We start from the raw sequence: 18,273 nt of genomic DNA on the forward strand, positions 1-18,273 counted from the left end.
CAAAATCTCTCCCCAATATTTCATGAGCTTGAGTGAGATCGCGAATATTTTAGGTAAACCGTACTTCCAAGCTCCTAATTGCTTAATTTATAACATGGATTGTTTGCAAGCCTTGAAGCTGCTGCCCGATCAATTTGTAGATTTAACCGTTACCAGCCCGCCTTATAACATCGGCAAGGAGTACGAAAAATTCTTGGTGTTAGATGAGTATTTAAACTGGTGCGAGCAGTGGATAGCGGAGGTTTACCGGGTAACGAGCGCTCGAGGAGCGTTTTGGCTGAATTTAGGTTATTTGTCAATTCGCGATCGGGCAAAAGCAATTCCGATTTCCTACCTGCTTTGGGACAAAGTGCCTTTTTATCTGATTCAAGAAGTTGTCTGGAACTACGGCGCGGGAGTTGCGGGCAGCAAGTTCTTTTCACCCCGCAATGAAAAGTTTCTCTGGTATGTAAAAAATCAAGATAAGTATACATTTAATTTGGATGAAGTACGCGACCCAAATGTGAAATATCCGAATCAGAAAAAGAACGGCAAGATTAAAGTAAACTTAAAAGGCAAAAATCCGACGGATGTTTGGCAGTTCCCAAAAGTTACGTCGGGGAAAAACCGAGCTTCCAAAGAACGCACGCCTCACCCCGCTCAATTTCCTGTTGCTGTTGTCGATCGCATCATCAAGTCTGCATCGAATTTAAACGACATTGTTTTAGATCCGTTTATGGGTTCCGGGACTACAGCAATTGTGGCTCTGGGTTTGCAGCGACAAGTTATTGGATTTGAAATTAAGGCTGATTACTGTGAGATTTTGGCTAATAGAATCGATAATTTTTTGATGGACAAGGAACTCAGAGAAGCACAGTTATCTTTATTCTAAAGTTGGTAATTGCAGCAATTTATAACGTTCAACAGCAGGACTTAATTTCGCTTGCTGCCCAGTTGCAGCGGCTTGACCTTGCCAATCTTCTCGGTCTAACCATCCAAATCTGACTAAATTAATCTGCGGTAGTTGTGAGCCTTGAATGTTTTTGTTGAATTTCTGAAAATTAACAACAAGATAATAGCCCGATTTATTCTTCTTTCCTTCTATACCAGTAGTGCTTAGTTGAGTATAACTGCGATTTCCATATGTATTACGATTACTTGAAGAAGTTTTAATCTCGATCGAGAAGCAATCATCTAGAAGACAGACCACATCTTTTTCAGTAGCAGTTTCTTCGCGACGCCAAACTTCTGGGTATCGCCTAGTCAATTCTAATGGGATGAGTTCGTGCAAAAAATAGCCCATAATTTGGGGGCGGGGAAATAAATCTACACCTATTTTATAGTTTTTGCTGGTTAGATTAGATTCAAATATTTCTCGCCACACTTGAATTACTACTTCATATATTTCGTTGGGGCTAAGTGGATGTATCTCTATCAGTTCCCGCGTTTTTACTGCCCAATCTTCTGTGCCAAGCCCCGCATAAGGTGAAGTCATTTACTCTATCCCCTCCAACAATTTGCTTAGCGGTACTTCTAAAGCTTTAGCTAGACGCACAATATTGAGAAGTGCAACATTTCTCTCGCCACGTTCAATGCCGCCAATGTAATTTCGATGCAGTTCTGCTAGTTCAGCTAACTCCTCTTGGCTTAGCCCCCTAGCTTTTCTCAATTTCCGAACTTGTTCGCCAAATATTTTAAGCTGATAATTTTTTGTCACGCCAAAAATATAAAGCTTATAAGTGTTTCACATCTACACACTATGAGTGTTAAATTGAAAAAACGCTTTAAATCTACACACTATGAGTGTTAATTAGAACAAAGGCAGAAAGATCTGGATTCTCCGAGGAGCAAGTGCCTAAACAAAAAAAGCCCTCAACTTTGTGAGGGCTTTGCGATGCCAGGAACGAGACTTGAACTCGTGACACGTGGATTTTCAGTCCACTGCTCTACCAACTGAGCTATCCCGGCTTGTTTTTTCGCGCTTTACTATCTTAGCAGACACATACAGAATTTAGCAAGCACTTTTTCAAATTAATTTTCGATCGCCCGGAACCGCCCGCCTGTAAGCTAAAAGCTGCAACCTAAAATCCAAGAATCGCAATGGCACAGCAACATCGGGACAGCAAGGGCAAGAGTCTGCTTGTCCTGGGCATAATTTGGCTGCTGGGGGCAATTAGCGATCGCCTCTGGTTTGCCCTCGATCGATCTGTCCCGGCGTGGGATCAGGCAGACTACCTGACTAGCACCCTGAAATACTTGCAGGCGTTGCAGCATCCTCAGTGGCTTTCCGGGGAGTGGTGGACAAACTTCTGGCTGCTTTCGACGAAAATTCCGCCCTTGGCATACATCTTAACGGTTCCGTTTCTTCAGGTTTTCGGTACAGGGGACGATCGGGCAACCCTCGTTCATCTATTATTTAGTGCAATTCTCCTCGCCTCTGTCTACAGTCTGGGCGTCCAATTATTTAACCGGCAAGTCGGTTTGTGGGCCGCTGCAATTTGCGTTTTGTTACCGGGACTTTATCGGTTCCGCTTGCAATTTTTGCTCGACTATCCCCTCACTGCTGCGATTACTTTTGCTTTCTATTGTCTGACTATGTGGAAGGCATCTGAAGGAAGAAGTTCGGCAACGGATTCTGTAACGGATGTAACGGATGTAACCTATAGAACTCAGTTGAAAGAACGAACGAATAAAAAGTATAAATTCTCCCCCTCTCCCACTTCCTCCCTTTCCCCCTCCCCCACTCTCCCCCTCTCCCCATCATCTTTTTTTTGGGCGATCGCCTTTGGAATTTCTCTCGGCTTATCAATATTAGTTAAACACACTACCGTATTATTTCTGTTTACCCCGATTGTGTGGCTGGCTGTGGGTGCTGTGCGCCAAAAAGCTTGGGGGAGATTAGGTCAATTAACTGGTGCTCTGTTGCTGTCGGTGGCTGTGTTTGGGCCCTGGGCGAAAACCAATTGGCTGTTAATTTTGACCGGGGGAAAACGGGCAACAGTGGATTCTGCGATCGCCGAAGGAGATCCGGGCATCAATACGATCGACGCTTGGATTTACTACGGTCAACACTTACCAGAACACATTTCTTGGCCTCTGTTACTTATTCCCTTAGTAGGATTGATACTTTATTGGCGTCGCGGGCAAAATAGTTCGTCAATCTTGCATCTCAACTCCTGTCGCTGGCTGGCTGTTTTCTGGGGAGGAGCTTATTTAATTAATTCTCTAAATATCAACAAAGACGACCGATATGTGATACCTTATTTGCCAGTTTTATCTATTTTCTTAGCCTACTGTTTAACGCTGTGGCCTTCTCGCTGGGGACGACAAATTCGCTGGGGTACAATTGCCTTGGCAATTCTGGCGATGCTGTTCCATATGTGGCCCCTGGGAGGTGCTTTTGGACATAGCTTAGTCCAAATTATCAGTCCCGGCAATTCTAACTATCCTTACTTGGGAAAAGAGTGGCCACACCGAGAGGTAATTGCAGAAATTATTGATAGGGAACCTTATTTGCAATCTACTTTAGGCGTGTTGCCTTCGACGCCGGAAATTAACCAGCATAATTTGAATTTTTACGGTGCTTTGGCTAATTTTCAGGTTTACGGGCGGCAGGTGGGAACGAATTTAAAACAAGTGCCGCAAGATGTGCGATCGCTCTCTTGGTTCGTAACTAAAAGTGGCCCGCAAGGTTCGATTCGCGAACGGATTAAAGAAGCTCAAAATGCAGCCGTAACCGCGATTGAAAAAGGTGATAAATTTCAGTTAGAAAAAACTTGGCTTTTGCCAGATTATACTAATTTAAACCTTTATCGCAAGCGAGTGCAGCCTGTCGAAATACAGCCGTTGAATGAAGCGCGATCGCTAGTACAATTAGATCTAGTTACTGTCGCGGCCAAAGCAGTTCCCGGAGTCGCGCTGCCAATTACTTATACTTGGTCTGGGCCTTGGCAGCAGTTGCAGTCTGGTTTAGTGTTGGTAACGTGGCAAAATCAGCAGTCTGGCGATATTCCACCGGGACAGGCTTTCAGGATTTTACACGATCGCGCGATCGCCCAGGCGACTTTGCATCCGGGGATGCTGGAAGCGGATAAATTTGCTGTGGGGTTTCAAGTTGTCGATCGCACGGCGATGCTTCCTCCTGCTAATATTGCACCGGGAATTTACAATCTGCAAGCTACTTATCTAAATCGGAAAACCGACGAAACTTATCCGATTAATGTGCCTGCAGTTAATGTTAAAATCGAGGCAGAGCCTCTGGATATGCGTTCTCAGGCAGAGCCTGGGAACGAGGATAATACAGATAAGCCTGAGTTAGATTTGGTAACTCAATTGCGGGCGATGGCGGTTAATTTACCCAAAGGATTGCCAGGTTTAGAACCCGTGTTCGAGCAGATTGGGCGCATCAATCAGTACGATCCAATTCAAGATTATACCGTGCAAGCGGAACAAGCGTTAGAATATCGGTTGGAGCAGGAACCAAATAATCTAGAATTGGCTTATGCTTTGGCATTTTCTCGGGTATTGCAGCAGAATGTCAAAAGTTCGATTGCCGCCTTAGAAAAAGTCACTCAACTCGACTCAAAAAACCCTTACGCTTACGCCTATCTCGCTTTCGTACACCTGTACGGCTGGCATCCCAAAGCCGCTCAAATAGCCTTAAAACCTGCTCTCGCTCTCAACTCCAACGTACCGGAAATTAGAGTTTTAAACGGTGTAGCGGCTCTAATGCAAGGTAATCTCATTCAAGCATGGCAAGATTTGCAATTCTTAAAAAAGTTGAAAGTTTAACAATCCCTTTTATTGTGGCACAGGCGTCCCGCCTGTGCTTCTAAATCTGTAAAGCCTGTGCTTTTAAATCTGTAAAGCCTGTGCTTCTAAATCTGTAAAAAACAGAAAACCAATGAACCAACCAAGAATTGTCTCTCTAATTCCCAGTGCCACCGAAATTGTAGCATTTTTAGGATTAACCGATGCAATTGTGGGCCGTTCCCACGAATGCGACTATCCCCCAGAAATCCAAAATTTACCTGTTTGCACTCAGCCTAAATTCAATCCCGAAGGAACTAGCAGCGAAATTCACAACCGCGTGACAGAATTGTTGCAAAATGCGCTAAGTGTCTATAAAGTAGAAATAGATACTTTGGAAAAATTGCAGCCGACTCACATTATTACTCAAGCTCAATGTGAAGTCTGCGCTTGTTCTCTTACAGAGGTTGAACAAGCAGTAAGCACGCTGGTAAATAGTAAGCCGGAAATTATTTCTTTGCAGCCGAATCTGCTAGCAGAAATCTGGACGGATATTCAGCGAGTTGCTGATGCTTTGGGTGTAGATGGCAAAAGTGCGATCGACCTTTTGCAATCCCGCATCGATGCTATTACCTCGAAAACACAAGCATCATCTATTATTACCACAAAAGAGAGACTTCCCAAAGTAGCTTGCATCGAGTGGATTGAGCCTTTGATGGGTGCGGGTAACTGGATTCCCGAATTAGTGGCAATGGCGGCAGGCAATTCGCTGTTTGGAATTGTCGGGGAACATTCCCCTTGGTTAAAATGGGAATCGCTAGTAGAAGCTAATCCCGATGTAATTATTTTCATGCCTTGCGGCTTTGATTTAAGCCGCACTCGCAGCGAAGCAATGCAGATAACTAAAAACCCAGAATGGCCTAATTTGCAAGCAGTAAAAACTGGGAAAGTTTACATAACTGACGGCAATTCTTACTTTAATCGGCCGGGGCCGAGATTGGTTGATTCGTTAGAAATTTTAGCAGAAATTCTCCATCCCGAAATCTTCGATTTTGGCTACCGGGGTAAGGGTTGGCAGCCTTTTTTGTAGATAGCCGCAGCTAGCTAAAGCTTTATCAATATTAATTCTGAATTGCCTGCCATACAAATAAGGACACAACATTGTTGTGTCCTTATTTCACTTCCATTTAACCGAATCTGACATCAATTGATGTAAAAAACGCTAGCCTACCTTGTTGGAGAAGGGGGCATCAATACCTTGTCAATTACGTGAATAACGCCGTTGCTAGCTTTGATATCAGCTTTCACAACATTAGCGCCGCTGACAGTAACTTTGCCTGCGCTAACGGCCACCTTCAGCGAGGTGCCTTCAACACTTTTAACATCGCCGGATTTCAGGCTAGTAGATAAAACCGAACCAGGAACAACGTGGTAAGTTAAAATCTTAGTAAGTTGGGCTTTGTTTTCCGGTTTGAGCAAATTCTCCACAGTTCCTTTTGGCAAAGCAGCAAATGCCGCGTCAGTCGGAGCAAAAACAGTGAAAGGGCCTTTGCCTTGTAAAGTTGCAACCAAACCTGCCGCTCCCAAAGCCTTTGTCAGCGTCTTGAATTGAGCGTCGCCAGATGCAATAGCAACAATATCTTTACCAGCGGCAGTTGGTGCCTGTGTAGTGCCAGTTGGTGCCTGTGTAGCACCAGTTGGTGCCTGTGTAGCACCAGTTGGTGCCTGTGTAGTGCCAGTTGGTGCCGGTGAAGCAGCGGTTTTCACTTTTCCTGCAACTTGTGAAGTTTGAGTTGCATTAGCAACATTGGTGCTGGAGGTGATGTGAGCCCAAGCCGGGAAACCGATTAGCGCGCTAGCGCCGATTATTCCTGCGAAACCTGTCAGTTGTTTCATCCAGCTAGGTAAATTTTGATTTTTCATTGCGCTTGCATTTCCTTATGAGATAAAACAGTGAACATGAATTGTTATGTTAGCCAAATCTCGACAAAAGGCAAGGTTGCCAGAGGCTAAGATAGCAAGAAAATTCTCTTGAATCCCCGATCGACCAAAACTTCCTTACTATAACGCAAGCTAATAAATCTGGCATCAACTGCTAAATCTGTAACTCAAAACCTCAATCACCGAACCAGTTTGGGGTAAGTCAGCAGATTTGATCGAAATCGTGTCATTATTCACTCGGCGCACCGGCGTACCATCCATCAGCGCCAAGAATTCATCTAGCGGCACCAAATCGCACGCAGCAGCATCGGCGGCTTGGGTTTTGAAATGTGTCGGAATCACCATCTTTGGTTTGAGAAGTTGCAAAGTTTGCTTCGCTTCCGCCGGAGTGTAAGCTTTCGGCCCTCCGCCCACGGGGATCAGCACGATATCTGGCCGCCCGATCAAGATTTGCTCTTCAATGCCGATCGGGCCAGCCACTCCGCCCAAGTGTAAAATCTTAACGCCCGCTTGCTGCCACAGCCAAGCCACATTAACCCCAAATCGCCTTCCTCCCTCACGGTCTTTTTGGGTCCGAATCCCTTGAATCCGCAGCCCGTTAGACCTGTAAGCCCCAGGCTCGTACAAAAGGCCGGGATTGCCCGCAAATCCATCGATCGCCCCTTCATCGAGCAATCGGCTGCTAATCAGAATCAAATCTGTTGGCACTTGAGGAGAGCGATAGCCTGCCGTACAGCCCAGGGGGCGAAAAGGATTCACCAGCACCCTCGCACCGCCTCCGGCGAACAAGAAGCAAGTGTGGCCCAACCACTGAACCGACAAAGAATCAGCAGTTTGAGCTTGATAGCTTTCCCATCCAGATGGTAAACCAGTTGCTAAAGCTGCTAGCAAACCCGTCTGTGCGTAACGTATTAATTGTCGCCGTTTCATCTTGTGGTTGGGGTTGTCGGGTGTTGGTCGTTTGTTGTTATACCACAAAACACAGTCAGTCGATTTTAGATTTTAGATTTTAGATTTACTCCACAGATGAATCTGGGATATGGAACTTTCGTCTAAAACTTGGGGTTCACCACGACCATTTTCGGGGGCTTGTATCCTTTTGTGGGCGCCTGAGATGCGAAAATGTTTACCCTACTGTCACCGTAAGGTTCTAGAAGAGCGAACCCTACAAATTCAGAGAAATTCAACTAAAGTCTTTCTAAGAAATTTCGCAATAATTGCTTTCCCGCAGTCGTCAAAATACTTTCCGGGTGAAATTGTACACCTTCAATGTGCGGATATTCCCGATGCCGCACGCCCATAATAGTTCCGTCTTCAACCCAAGCGGTAATTTCCAAAACTTCTGGACAAGTCTGCTTTTCAATTACTAAACTGTGATAGCGAGTTGCAATCATCGGCGATTCCACGCCCTGAAAAACTCCGACTCCTGCGTGTTCTACCTGAGAAGTTTTGCCGTGCATCAAAACGGGTGCAGAAACAATTTTCCCGCCGAATACTTGACCGATACTTTGATGGCCGAGGCACACTCCTAAAATTGGCAGAGTCGGCCCCAATTCTTTGATTAATTCCAGAGAAATTCCTGCATCTTCTGGTCGCCCTGGACCTGGAGAAATCACCACTGCGGCAGGCTGCAATTGACGAATTTCTGCTAAGGAAATTTGGTCGTTGCGGTAGACTTGTACTTCCCTTGCTACGGGCAAATCAGCACCTAGTTCTCCTAGATACTGTACCAAATTGTATGTAAAACTGTCGTAGTTATCGATGACTATAATCACGGGTTAAGTTAGATTTTAGGTTTTAGATTTTAGATTTTAGGTTAACTCGCTCCCTGAAAGCAAGGGTTTCAAGATTTTAGATAGATGCCGAAGATAAAAATAGCTGCAATATAGACGAATAAAACTAAAAATCTCAAATTGGTCATCTAAAACCTAAAATTTGCCATCGCCCAATAAGTTACTGACGGGCGATGGCAATTTGAACGACTGCCCAAAAAGGAGGCAGCAGAAGTGCAGTACCGACGATGAGCGCAGCCATTGCCGATACCAGAACCGCTCCGGCACCGCAGTCTTTGGCAATTTTGGCTAGTTCGTGGTAGGATTGCCCGACTGTCAAGTCTACCACCGATTCGATCGCCGTATTCAACAGTTCCATGGCTAAAACTATGCCAATGGTGACGCCGATCACAGATATTTCTACAGGTTTCAGGTGCAAAAATAGCCCTAGTCCGATCGCCAAAGTGCCAATAACTGTGTGAATCCGAAAATTGCGCTGAGTTTGAAAAGCATAACTCAGACCCCCCCAAGCGTATCTAAAACTCGTAGCTAAGCTAGATGCGATTTTCCAGGACAGCTCTCGGTTGTATTTCAAGGCTTTTTTAGGCTCGTGGACTGTCTGGCTAGAAGAGTCTTGAGGCATGGGCAGAAACTGTGCGACTTGTGATGAAATTGAGGGTCTATCTAGTGTCATAAAGAACCAACTTTAATTTACAGAGATGAATGAAAGCTAAACTTTTCAAATTAACTTCATCAAGTCTAAGTAACTTTTCTAAGTTTTTACTAAAGTTCTGGTTTAATTTCAGAAAGTTATGTTGGGCTTGACATGATTTGTTAAATAACCATCAACTTCAGTTATGCTGTTTGGATCGTAAGACCGATCGCCCGCAGCAATGTTTCCTGTTGATCGAGCATTTGAGTCAGACTTTCTTCATCCGGGTGATCCCAGCCCAAAAGATGCAAAAAACCATGGGCTGCTAGCCAAGAGAGTTCGGTCTTCAGGGGATGTCCTTGCTGCTGGGCTTGTCGGTTAGCTGTATCGATCGAGATGACGATATCACCCAAGTATAGGGGTTCCGATGACTGCATTTCCTCTAGCTGAGGACAGTCTACCTCTAAAGCTGCGAAAGCTAGTACATCGGTCGAGCGATCGAGCTGGCGGTACTGGAGGTTGAGGGCTTGCATCTCCGTATCGGCGGTTAAACGCAGACTGACTTCGTATCCCGGGGCCGCTGGCACATCCGCCGCCTGGTTTTCCAGCCAAACACTAAACCAATTTTCCCAGGTTTCGGCTGAAATCTCCCCGCTGGGTGTACTCTCAGGGAGGTTGGAAGCGTCGGCTGACTGCTGGGCGATCCCGTAACAGTCTTCGACGTTCACCTCTATTAACATTTTTTTGCTCTCCTGTCAAGGCATATATTCAATTTCTTTACAAATTCCAATTGCGCGATCGAACGGCAGGGGATTTTGCTGTTGCTGGAAAGATACAGTAATCTGTTAGAGATTGCAACAGGCAGGCAGAACAATCAGCTTAACTCTCGATTAAGAAATATCAAAAACATCAGCAGAAATTAGAGGCTGATTGTTGACATCCCCGATTAAGAATTGAAATAGCGATCGAGAAAAGCCAAACCGACGAGTACGCCTAAAAGTCCTGCGGCTGTCAAGGCAAAATGAAACAGAGAAGTCGCCCGCTTGCGAACCATGTTCCGCATCGCCAGCTTGACATAACTCGGTGGAGGTGCAGTGTTTGCCGGCGCTGTCTGGGTTTCGGCGGACTCTTCGGAGGCGGGAATTGCTGAGGGAGGTTGACTCATAACGGTTAGTTTAGAAGGTTAACAGAGGAGCTGCCGAGAACTGACTCGCCCCGATGGTAACAAATATGTAACGTTTTGTGTAGGTGTTTTTAGTTTTTTGAGCCTCGCCACCCTATATCTCTGTAGGGGCCGGTTCGCCGACATCAAAAACCACCAAAAATTATCATAAACCCGCCCCACACCAGGGAAGAATCTACTTTCCTTATCCCTTTAACCCTCTTTCTCGCAACAAAGCATCCGCCCAAGCAGCATCTGATTCTGAAAGCGCAGGTACGGGTGCGGCAGTGTAATCTATTCTAAAGTCATAGGCGGCGCGATCGTAAACCCCATTTAATAACGCTTGTAAATCTACAATTGGTTCCGCATCACTCGCGCGCAAAGGCAAGGTAAACTGAGGAATCATATCCGGTAAATTGAAAAGGTACAAATCCGCCAAAGGCCTTTGATTTCCGCGACTCACTAAAATTCTATAACTTGCCTCAATATCGTTATCAAAAACTAACATGGGTTGGTAACTTCGCAGCAAGTCAATCTCTATCATATGAGTGCGACTACCAAACACCTTTTCTCGCTTTGCTTCATACATTTCTCGCCCTTTGCCAGGGCGCTTATTGGCTGGTGACAGCACTTCAATCACTGTCACAACTTCCCTAGTTGCTGTATCTCGTACCTCTAAATATGCTTCCCTAAATTCCACAGGTACTGGCAGTCTTACTTTCAAAGCTGTCACAGGCAGTGCGGCAACTGCAACATTAGAAGAATTTGGGTTGGTTGGACTGGGAGAACGCTGCACAGTCACATCAGGAATGCCCACTAATAGGGAATTTTCCCCGCTAAGCTCATAAACTCTTTTTTCAATATCGACGATATATTTTGGCAGCAACTGCGGCACTAATGATTCAAAAATCATAGTAATTAGCAAGTGATGTACTTGAGGCCATAATTCAGGATTTTCTAAATAAGGATTCATCCCGGTAAACGGATTACTCATTAATTTAACTCCTGTTAATTTACCTAATTATATGATTTTAGCCGATCAATTAAAAAAACGCAGACAATTTCTAAATATCATCTGCGTTAATCCGCGTGCATCTGCGATTTAAATTCCCTAAAAATCGCCGTAACTACTAATAGCCTCCTGCAACCTCCCAATCACTTTATCAACCGAAATCGCCCCCAACTCTCCAGAAGCCCGAGTCCGAATATTCAAACTATTCGCCTCAACTTCCTTCGCACCCACAACACCCATCACCGGAATTTTATCCTTCTCAGCATTGCGAATCAACTTGCCCAAACGCTCGCTATTCTCATCAGCTTCAGCGCGCATTCCGAGCATTTTCATCTTCGCCGCCACTTCCTTCGCAAACGGCAAAAACTCGGCACTTACAGGCAACAACCGCACCTGAATCGGCGCCAACCACAGCGGAAAATCGCCCGCATACTGCTCGATCAAAATCCCGATTAAGCGTTCCAAAGAACCGAAAGGAGCGCGGTGAATCATCACCGGACGCTTGCGAGTACCGTCTTCAGCGACGTATTCCAAATCAAAACGTTCAGGCAAATTATAATCTACCTGAACAGTTCCTAATTGCCATTCTCTATCCAAGACATCTTGGAAAATGAAATCGAGTTTTGGCCCGTAAAAAGCCGCCTCCCCAATTCCCTCAAAATAATTCATTCCCAAAGTTTCCACTGCGCGGCGGATTGCACCTTGAGCCTTTTCCCAAGCTTCATCGGAACCGATGTATTTCTCTAAATTGTTTGGATCGCGGAAACTCAAACGCGCTTTAAAGTTTTTCAGTTGCAGACTCTTGAATACTGACAGAATCAAATCCACCACATTCAAGAATTCAGCATCCAACTGTTCCGGCGTGACAAATAAGTGGGAATCATCCACCGTAAAGCCGCGCACCCGCGTTAAACCGCCCAATTCTCCCGATTGTTCGTAGCGGTAAACTGTGCCAAATTCCGCTAAGCGCATCGGCAATTCGCGATAGGAACGCAATTCGCTTTTGTAAATTTGAATGTGAAAAGGGCAATTCATGGGTTTCATCACAAAACCCTGTTCGTTTGCTGCCGCTTCCTCATCCTCCGCCATCAGCGGAAACATATCTTCTTTGTATTTCTGCCAGTGGCCGGAAATTTTGAACAAATCGACTCTGGCAATGTGCGGAGTCACTACTTGCAAATAACCGCGCTTGATTTGTTCTTGTTTCAAGTAATCTTCTAAAATACTTCTCAAAACAGTGCCTTTCGGCGTCCACAAAGGCAAACCTGGCCCAACTGGGTCGGCAAAGATAAACAAGCCTAATTCTTTGCCTAATTTCCGGTGATCGCGCCTTAAAGCTTCTTCTTTGCGATGTTTGTATGCTGCTAATTGTTCGGGAGTTTCCCAAGCTGTGCCGTAAATGCGCTGTAACTGAGCTTTGGTTTCGTCGCCGCGCCAGTACGCGCCTGCTAGGCTTTCTAGCTCGATCGCCTTTGGATTCAACTCACTGGTATTTTCTAAGTGAGGCCCAGCGCACAAATCCCACCATTCCTCGCCCACATGGTAAAGAGTAATCGGTTCAATCAAACCTTCTAAAATTTCTAATTTGTAAGGTTCGTTAATCTCCTTAATTCTGCGTTCCGCTTCCTCGCGGCTGACTTCTTCCCGAATTACAGGCAATTTACGGTTGATGATTTTGATCATCTCTTTTTTAATGGCTTTTAAATCCTGTTCCGTAAAAGGTTCGGGAGTATCAAAGTCATAATAGAAACCGTTTTCAATCCAAGGGCCGATCGTCACTTGCGCCTTGGGAAATAACTTCTGCACCGCCATCGCCATAACGTGGGAGGTGGTGTGGCGAATTTTTTTTAGTGCCTCGGACTCACTCGTGCGGGGCAACTCAATTTTAACGGACTCTTCTGGAGCGGACATGGATTCTGAGCTAGACATCGGCTGAATTAGCAATTAATTTAGTTGCAGTTGCTTCTATCTTACTCAGATTGGGACAGCAAGCGCCGACTTCAGGTTGGGGGACACTCCGGGAAATTACAGCAACGGCCCGTCAGAGTTGCGACGTTTAGTGCGTCCCGCACTCCGACTCTCAGAAACCTGGTTTTTTACTATTTGGGTGGGCTTTAACCCGTCTTGCCTGAAAAAACCCATTTTCTAACTACCCGTGAGCTCGCAAACTAATTGGGCAGGATTTGGGGATTTCGACTCAAAAATCGCTGCTGACACAATTAAATTTATTCACACCCACCTGCTAATTGTTGTTAAATCATTGAATTTTTGTTAAAAATATGTTACAGATTGTAAAGACCGTCTAAGATTATAATAAATAAATAACCCAATTTTGATCCATGCTTAATTCCAACTTGCCCGAATCAGAATTGCTCAAAGCGTTACTGGAACCGCTGTTAGAGGATTTTAATTACTGGTTCGACCGATCGGCAAACCTCTTAGAAACTGAGGAAATTCCCTTTCTGAGTGGCGAAGATCAATCTGACTTGGTGGCGCGAGTCAAACAGGCTCAGCAAGAAGTAGGCGCAGCTCAAGCTCTATTTCAAGCAACCGGAGGTCAAGTTGGGATTGAAACCGCAGCACTAATGCCGTGGCACAGACTGCTCGCCGAATGCTGGCAAGTATCGGCGCGTTTTCGCTCATTGCAGTCAGCTCCCCCTGGAAAATAAAAAGGCCTGTTCAAGTTCAACCCGCAGTCAAATCCCAAACCTTGGGAAATGTGGCCACCCACTTGACAACCTCAAACCGATTTCCAGTTAATAAGTTATTACTTGCTGAAACACATTTGTAAATTGCTGTGTGGCTGTTTAGCCCGGAGGAGAAAATAATGTTGCACCTGCTTTATATTTTAGCTTTTACCGTTCTAGCCTTTCTGGCAGTCGGTAACTTAATCCGCAGTCTAGTCACCGTAGGTATGGAGTCCCAGCGCCCTCAACAATTCAGGGCAAATAATCACTACGCATCCTATCCTCGCTCTCAATCTGTACCGCATCCAGAACTTTTAGACGAACACGGAAACGTTGTCAATGAGCCGCTGTTAGTGATGCGTTCGCTGACTGTGCAAGACGCCCGCGAACAATTAGATGCTCTCTACAAATCATCTCCGGGCGGCAACGACGAAGGGGGCGAACTAGCCTGATACAACCACAGCCACAGCATTTATACTCAGGCGCGATGCCTCAAAAAAATATAGGACTTACACCCTAAGTGTCCGAAACTCTTTTTCTTCATAGATTTTTGGTGAAAATCGTTTCCGCTGGCATCGGAATAATCATTTTCCGAGTTTCAGTGCGAGCTTAAGATCTCGCTAGGATGCTCGCACTCTCGGTATCATTCCGAATCTAACCAGATTGGATATAAGTCCTCAAAATAATTGGCCGTTAGTTTTTAGCTAATGGCCAATTATTTGTGGTTTTTGAAAGTTTAATTGCCGATTAGCCAGATCGATCGCCAAAAATCGGTTCGCCAAAAACCGATACTGATGGCACTGATATCAAATAGCTCAAGAATAGTATAATGCAAGAGATCAGCAAGCGGTGCCTAACAAGTCTGAATGGTGAGAGCGCTAACGCCCGAATCAAAGCCTGAATAGATGAGTTAGCGTCAAAACCTAGAGGTAAAAACAGGTGACTTTGGGATGAACTCAAGGTCTTGGAGGGATACCTCTGCTTAGATTCGTCTAAGTGCTATTGCTAGCATGATATGACTTAAACAGTCGTGTTATGCCGCATAAATGTATCAGATACTGAAAAGGGATCGCTCTAAACCTCCTATCGATCCTGTGTTGTCATCGGCAAAAATGCACGTTTAAGGCTAGATGATCGTCCCTATTTCGCTACTAGCAGAACTTCTGCAAGCTTTGCCCCAACTGCGGGCACAAATTTATTTCAAATCTTCCATGACAGCCTTGTCTCACGCGATGGAAGACTTAGTTTTGGCGGGTTCCGACGACGAACCGCTAGTCATTGCCAGCTTTCAGCGAGAGCGCTTCTACCGCCAGGAAGCTCACCGCTATCGGCGAATTGCCTCACGCTCGTCTCAGGTATACGTGCTGGCAGCACCGGAAACTGACTTTAAAAATGCTTCAGAGTGTCACGAAACTGTCGCGTTTGCACCGGAAGACGGATTAAGTAAAGAGTGGCACTTAGTGGTGCTGGGGCAAAACTACTCAACTTGCCTGATTTGTCAAGAAAAAATTGTGCAGATCGACAACCAGGAAGATCGCGGGGCGCTGTTGATGGATCAAGCTCGTAGATTTGAAGGAATTTGGACGTTCGATCGCGAGGTAAGCTCCAAAGCTGCCGCATTGTTGCTCGATAGAATTGTCAAATATCGCCCGGAATTGGCCGAAAAGATCGATCGGGCCCGAACTACTTACAAGCTAGTCAAAACACCGAAAAAAACGAGGAAATCCGCCACTTCCAAAGCCACTAAACCAGACATAAGTACGGGAAAAAGCTCAAGAATTCCCAATCCGCAATTGAGCGACGCTTTTGCCGAACGCTTAGTCACCTACTTGCAAGCAGGCCAGCACAAATTGCTCAAAGCATACAGCGCCATCGCCGCTCAGGAACGCAAAGAACGCCTGGTAAACTTAATTACCACGGCAATGCGGCAGTCTCTCAACCCACAAGAAATCGTCGAAGTCGCAGTGCAAGAACTGGGCACTGCCCTGTCGGCAAGCCGGTGTTTGATTTATCGGTGCAAGGCCACAGATGTGGCGGTCAAAATAGATAGCGAGTTTTTGCGTCCGGGCGCTAGTTCCATGCTGGATCAGACTTGGCTGTTGCAGGAAAATCAAATATGGAGCGACGCGGTGGCGCGGCAAGAGCGAGTTTACATCCAAGACACCGCACAACACCCGCTGATTGTCAATACGCAATTCCTGGAAAAAACTGTAAAAAATTGGCAAATTGTCTCTTGGTTAATGGTGCCAGTGCTTTATCAGGGGCGGGTTTTGGGAATGGTGGAAATGCACCAGTGCCGATCGGTGTTGCCTTGGGAAGAAGACGAAATTGCTTTAGTAGAGGCGATCGCCACCCAACTCGGAGCCGCCTTAATTCAAGCAGAAACCTACGCTCATTTAGAAGAACTCAACCAACAATTAGAAGCATTAGACCGCACTCGCAGCAATCTAATTGCTATCACCGGACACGAACTCCGCACTCCGCTTTCTACGATTCAAGTTTGTTTGGAAAGTTTGAACTCCGAACCAGATATGCCCGCAGAATTGCGGCAAATCATGTTAGAAACAGCCCTCGGCGATGCCGATCGAATGCGGAAACTGGTGCAGGATTTCTTAACTCTTTCTCACTTAGAAAGCGGGCGAGTCCAATGGAATGTAGAATCGCTGACGCTGCAAGAATGCGTTGATTTAGCCCTCAGCAGCGTGCGATCGCGCACGGTCGATCAACAGTTACCGGAAATTATCGCCGAGGTGTCCGCAGATTTGCCTTTAGTACAAGCTGACGGAGAGTGGTTGGTGGAGGTACTCTCCAAACTGTTAGACAACGCTTGCAAATTCACCACACCTCAAGGAAGCGTGACAGTGCGAGCCAAATGCAACGGTTCTCGGATGGTGGAAGTGCTCGTAGCTGATACTGGGAGGGGAATAGAGGCTAATAGTTTAAAAGTAGTGTTCGATCGATTTTATCAAGAAGAAGGAGCTTTGCGCCGCAGCGCCGGCGGTACCGGTTTGGGATTGGCAATTTGCAAGCAGATTGTTGCTGGCTGGGGCGGTAAAATTTGGGTAGATTCCGCAGGGAAAGACCGAGGAAGTGAATTTCACTTTACTATTCCCACTGTTGAGAATCAATTGACAAGTGTTAACTCATGACTAATCACTAATGATTAATTACTAATGACTGCAAACTACCCCTCCGTCTATCCTACATTGGAATACCGCTCGCCAACTCTATTCCACCTTCTAGCGATGACAAACATTTCCAAGTTCCCCAATGTTTTTGAGTTACTATCTGATAGCCAATAGACAGTCCCAATCCCGTACCTTTGCCTTCTGCTTTAGTTATAAAAAATTCCGTAAACAATTTTGGGGTGACTGATATCAAATCTGTTAGCAGCGGAATTATTTCTATCTTTCTTCTCGACTTTTGCGTAAATCTGCGTCAATTCTTTGTCATCTGCGGTTAATACATTCTCTTTTTCTGAACCGCAGATAAGGGCAGATAAACACAGATTAAGGCAGATGAATTAGATCGATTTCGGTTGCCCCATCCGTGATTGTTGGCCGTTGACTGGATTATACAATCCCGATGCTGCGGGGATTGATATGATTCCGGTATTTCCAGTCGGCTGTCAGCAATGCGAATCAAAATTGTGTGTATTATTTCCGGTTTTTTCAGGTAACAAAAATACTTGCTTAAAGCCCTGGGACAAAGTTAAAAAACCTGGTTTGTGAGTGTCAGATAGCGCAAGTATCGATCGAGTTAATTGATTGACCGAGACACGATAGCACAGAAAAATTTCCACAAAACCAGCCTCGGCTGCTACACCCTTTCTCACCCTCAATCCTCACCCTGTGAGATCAGCCTTAAAGGTGATGTGACCACGCGGTCTTCAGCTTTAAAATCAAAAGTATCAAAGCAGATTCAGGATGCGCTTGCCGTCTTAAAGCCGGTTTGGCGACAGAATACCTAGGGAGGCTGTCGAAAATTAATATCAGTTTTAAAAAAGAATCTAACAGTAGGTAAGCTGCAAACCCCGATTGTAATCAGTCATGCCGAATCTAAAATCTAAAATCTAAAATCTAAAATGGTATAAGTCTTTTGTCCACAAGTCGTGAGATGGTAAAAGTCGCTCGAATCTGTTGAGGCACTGCCGACGTCAGTGTTGATTCGTGAAAAGTTGAAAATGGAAATGTTTCGCCCGGAAAAACTTTTTTTCCAGAAGAATACTCAAACCTAGAGGGGAGGAAAATCGATTATGTCACCTACAACCCAGATGAAATCTACTCAACCTATGGCCAAAAAGCCACAACTACAATTAG

Annotated in this window: 16 protein-coding genes and 1 tRNA gene; 6 read left to right on the plus strand and 11 right to left on the minus strand. The window is 45.4% G+C overall.

The genetic code is table 11. From position 1 onward, the window contains the following. Positions 1–22: 22 nt before the first annotated feature. Positions 23–871: a site-specific DNA-methyltransferase gene (locus QUA38_RS10380; protein WP_333161453.1), complete on the plus strand. Its 849-nt coding sequence runs from the start codon at positions 23–25 to the stop codon at positions 869–871. On the opposite strand, the gene QUA38_RS10385 is transcribed toward QUA38_RS10380, so the two are convergent. From QUA38_RS10385 to QUA38_RS10395, 3 genes are all read right to left on the minus strand, one after another. Next, positions 863–1,474 (minus strand): ScaI family restriction endonuclease, encoded by a 612-nt coding sequence (locus QUA38_RS10385; RefSeq protein ID WP_333161455.1) that lies wholly within the window; start codon positions 1,472–1,474, stop codon positions 863–865. The genes QUA38_RS10380 and QUA38_RS10385 overlap by 9 nt on opposite strands. After that, entirely contained in the window at positions 1,475–1,696 is a 222-nt protein-coding gene (locus tag QUA38_RS10390) for a helix-turn-helix transcriptional regulator (protein WP_333161457.1), read from the minus strand. A 178-nt stretch (positions 1,697–1,874) separates the two neighbouring features. Beyond that, a tRNA-Phe gene (locus QUA38_RS10395) sits at positions 1,875–1,947 on the minus strand. 132 nt (positions 1,948–2,079) lie between these two features. On the opposite strand from QUA38_RS10395, the gene QUA38_RS10400 reads away from it, so the two are divergent. Together QUA38_RS10400 and QUA38_RS10405 are read left to right on the plus strand one after the other, a co-directional pair. Continuing rightward, on the plus strand, positions 2,080–4,770 hold the full coding sequence (locus QUA38_RS10400; protein ID WP_333161459.1) for a glycosyltransferase family 39 protein: 2,691 nt from the start codon (positions 2,080–2,082) through the stop codon (positions 4,768–4,770). A 112-nt stretch (positions 4,771–4,882) separates the two neighbouring features. Next, a complete protein-coding gene (locus QUA38_RS10405) occupies positions 4,883–5,818 on the plus strand; it encodes a cobalamin-binding protein (RefSeq protein ID WP_333161461.1) in 936 nt (311 codons plus the stop codon). Between the two features lie 137 nt (positions 5,819–5,955). Here QUA38_RS10405 and QUA38_RS10410 read toward each other — a convergent pair whose 3' ends face one another. The 8 genes from QUA38_RS10410 to thrS all read right to left on the minus strand — a co-directional run bounded on the left by QUA38_RS10410 (position 5,956) and on the right by thrS (position 13,196). Further along, positions 5,956–6,651, minus strand: a complete 696-nt coding sequence (locus QUA38_RS10410) for a fasciclin domain-containing protein (protein WP_333161463.1) — start codon at positions 6,649–6,651, stop codon at positions 5,956–5,958. A gap of 165 nt (positions 6,652–6,816) precedes the next feature. After that, a complete protein-coding gene (locus tag QUA38_RS10415; protein ID WP_333161465.1) occupies positions 6,817–7,599 on the minus strand; it encodes an MBL fold metallo-hydrolase in 783 nt (260 codons plus the stop codon). Between the two features lie 257 nt (positions 7,600–7,856). Further along, positions 7,857–8,444 (minus strand): aminodeoxychorismate/anthranilate synthase component II, encoded by a 588-nt coding sequence (locus QUA38_RS10420; RefSeq protein WP_333161467.1) that lies wholly within the window; start codon positions 8,442–8,444, stop codon positions 7,857–7,859. Positions 8,445–8,622: 178 nt separating this feature from the next. Continuing rightward, complete coding sequence (locus QUA38_RS10425; protein ID WP_333161469.1) at positions 8,623–9,135, minus strand: diacylglycerol kinase family protein; 513 nt, start codon at positions 9,133–9,135, stop codon at positions 8,623–8,625. 161 nt (positions 9,136–9,296) lie between these two features. Next, on the minus strand, positions 9,297–9,833 hold the full coding sequence (gene ybeY, locus QUA38_RS10430; protein WP_333161472.1) for an rRNA maturation RNase YbeY: 537 nt from the start codon (positions 9,831–9,833) through the stop codon (positions 9,297–9,299). A gap of 206 nt (positions 9,834–10,039) precedes the next feature. Further along, the gene (locus tag QUA38_RS10435; protein ID WP_333161474.1) at positions 10,040–10,258 is read right to left on the minus strand and encodes a DUF3285 domain-containing protein; all 219 of its coding nucleotides are present in this window, start codon (positions 10,256–10,258) and stop codon (positions 10,040–10,042) included. A gap of 202 nt (positions 10,259–10,460) precedes the next feature. Continuing rightward, positions 10,461–11,249, minus strand: a complete 789-nt coding sequence (locus QUA38_RS10440; protein WP_333161476.1) for a DUF4058 family protein — start codon at positions 11,247–11,249, stop codon at positions 10,461–10,463. A gap of 117 nt (positions 11,250–11,366) precedes the next feature. Further along, entirely contained in the window at positions 11,367–13,196 is a 1,830-nt protein-coding gene (gene thrS, locus QUA38_RS10445; RefSeq protein WP_333161478.1) for a threonine--tRNA ligase, read from the minus strand. Between the two features lie 410 nt (positions 13,197–13,606). Between thrS and QUA38_RS10450 the strand changes: the two genes are divergently transcribed. The 3 genes from QUA38_RS10450 to QUA38_RS10460 all read left to right on the plus strand — a co-directional run bounded on the left by QUA38_RS10450 (position 13,607) and on the right by QUA38_RS10460 (position 17,103). Next, entirely contained in the window at positions 13,607–13,936 is a 330-nt protein-coding gene (locus tag QUA38_RS10450; protein WP_333161480.1) for a DUF2605 domain-containing protein, read from the plus strand. Positions 13,937–14,094: 158 nt separating this feature from the next. Next, positions 14,095–14,406, plus strand: a complete 312-nt coding sequence (locus QUA38_RS10455; RefSeq protein ID WP_333068140.1) for a DUF2973 domain-containing protein — start codon at positions 14,095–14,097, stop codon at positions 14,404–14,406. Between the two features lie 678 nt (positions 14,407–15,084). Beyond that, positions 15,085–17,103, plus strand: a complete 2,019-nt coding sequence (locus QUA38_RS10460) for a DICT sensory domain-containing protein (RefSeq protein ID WP_333161482.1) — start codon at positions 15,085–15,087, stop codon at positions 17,101–17,103. Positions 17,104–18,273: the final 1,170 nt, after the last annotated feature.

It is taken from the genome of Microcoleus sp. Pol12B4 (assembly GCF_036701385.1).
GTDB lineage: Bacteria > Cyanobacteriota > Cyanobacteriia > Cyanobacteriales > Microcoleaceae > Microcoleus.